Below are 1950 nucleotides of genomic sequence, written 5' to 3'. Positions count from 1 at the left end.
GGCTACATGTCTCCGGTCGAGTTCAGGGAGGCGGGGCTGTCCCTCCCGGAATCGTCCAAATAGGTGTTGCCAATCCAGCGCGAGCCTCATGGAGACCGAGGGGCAGTGGTCCCAGCAGCGCGTGTTCTCCGAGGCCTCGGCCGCCGAGGGCTTCGCCGAGCCCGCGGACAGGCCGGCCCCGACAGAGGGGAGGCGCCGCGCGCTCGGGCGGCGCGCCAGGGAGATAGTGGACGAGATAGTCGAGAGGCGCGGTCTCAAGAAGGAGTAACATCGGGACTTGCAGCGACGGACCTCAGGACACTCTTACACCACGTCTGCGCGCGCGACCTACACGCGTTCCTAAATTGATCAAACAGCACCATAGCGGACTTATATGTGTTTGTGTTAATGAACATGTTTTGTATTTATGTCTATTATTTTGCGAAGGTAATATGACACTATAATAGCAACAGTACTCATATTTGGGGTTTTTGCCACGGGGTGTTTCCCGAGAAATCGACGGCAGCCTTAAGGGCCCGCGCGGCGCCACTCCCTCCCGACATCCGCCGACGTTTACCCAGATAAAACCTGCCAAAATAAACCTGTCCCTTTTTGGGTGGTATCGGGGTGACAAGGGCTTGCACTTTAGCGTGCGACAGCGGATAATGCCGAACACTCGACAATACGCTTATTGCTCTTTCTATAGATTGAGGAGGCCCCTATGGCCATGGAATTCAAACGCAAGTTGCCGATCCCCATGGAGATCCGCGAGGAAATGCCGCTTTCTGCCGAGCTTATCGCCAAAAAGCAGGCATTTGACGCCGAGGTCGCCAAAGTCTTTACCGGCGAAGACGCACGCAAGGTGCTCATCATCGGCCCGTGCTCTGCCGACCGCGAGGATTCAGTACTTGAGTACATGAACCGACTGGCCAAGACCGCCGAGGAGGTCAAGGACAAGCTCATCATCATTCCGCGCGTCTACACCAATAAGCCGCGCACCAAGGGCACCGGTTACAAGGGTCTTCTGCACAACCCCAACCCCGAGGCTCCCGACGACCTGCTCGAGGGCGTCAAGGCCATCCGCCATATGCACCTGCGCGTCATCGAGGAGACTGGCTTCTTTACCGCCGATGAGATGCTCTATCCGTCCAACTACCAGTACCTTGTTGACCTACTGAGCTACGTTGCCGTGGGCGCGCGCTCGGTCGAAAACCAGGAGCATCGCCTGGTGTCGAGCGGCATTTCGGTGCCCGTCGGCATGAAGAATCCCACCGCCGGTTCCACCACCGTCATGCTCAACTCCATCTACGCCGCCCAGGCACATCAGAGCTTCATCTTCCGTAACTGGGAGGTTGAGTGCGACGGCAACCCGCTCGCACACGCCGTCATGCGTGGCTACATCGGTCTCGACGGTCGCACCTACCCCAACTACCACTACGAGCACCTCGAGCGCCTGGCCGAACGCTATACCGAGCACGCCGGCTATGCCAATCCGGCAGCGGTCATCGACTGCAACCACGACAACTCGGGCAAGCGTCCGCTGGAGCAGTATCGCATTTGCAAGGAGGTGCTCGACAGCTGCCGCCGCAACGAGTCCATCTCCAAGCTGGTCAAGGGCTTTATGATCGAGTCCTACCTGGAGGACGGCAACCAGCCGGTCGACGGCGGTGTCTTTGGCAAGTCGATCACCGACCCGTGCCTGGGCTGGGAAAAGACCGACTACCTCATCCACGAAATCGCGGAACGTATTTAGTTACGCGGTTTTACCAAACCGCGTAACGGCTCGACGCTGCAAACCCGCCAGGGCGGCAATCTGCCTTTCAACTTCGGCGGCATGATCAAAAGATCGATGCCGCCTCGTTTCAAGGCACCTTGCTCGCTCTGGCGGGTTTTCGCTCATATGACCCAATCCGCTGTCAAGAGCCACAATGGCCCCGCCGACCGCTTGCAATCGGTCGGCGGGGCCTGCCG

Annotated in this window: 3 protein-coding genes; 2 read left to right on the top strand and 1 reads right to left on the bottom strand. The window is 58.8% G+C overall.

The window, feature by feature from the left end:
- The first annotated feature begins 88 nt into the window (after positions 1–88).
- Together I2E45_RS10280 and I2E45_RS10275 are read left to right on the top strand one after the other, a co-directional pair.
- Positions 89–268 carry a hypothetical protein gene (locus tag I2E45_RS10280; protein ID WP_195445985.1) on the top strand — a complete coding sequence of 60 codons (180 nt, stop codon included), beginning with the start codon at positions 89–91 and terminating at the stop codon, positions 266–268.
- Positions 269–700: 432 nt separating this feature from the next.
- Positions 701–1732: a 3-deoxy-7-phosphoheptulonate synthase gene (locus I2E45_RS10275; RefSeq protein WP_195445984.1), complete on the top strand. Its 1032-nt coding sequence runs from the start codon at positions 701–703 to the stop codon at positions 1730–1732.
- On the opposite strand, the gene I2E45_RS10460 is transcribed toward I2E45_RS10275, so the two are convergent.
- Positions 1733–1950 (bottom strand): hypothetical protein (locus tag I2E45_RS10460; protein WP_229058948.1); only part of this gene is annotated, 218 nt, incomplete at its 5' end.

The sequence above is a fragment of the Collinsella aerofaciens genome, assembly GCF_015555045.1.
GTDB classification, from domain to species: domain Bacteria; phylum Actinomycetota; class Coriobacteriia; order Coriobacteriales; family Coriobacteriaceae; genus Collinsella; species Collinsella aerofaciens_W.
The sequence above is the reverse complement of the archived record's forward strand: the minus strand, read 5'-3'. Positions and strand labels throughout refer to the sequence as shown.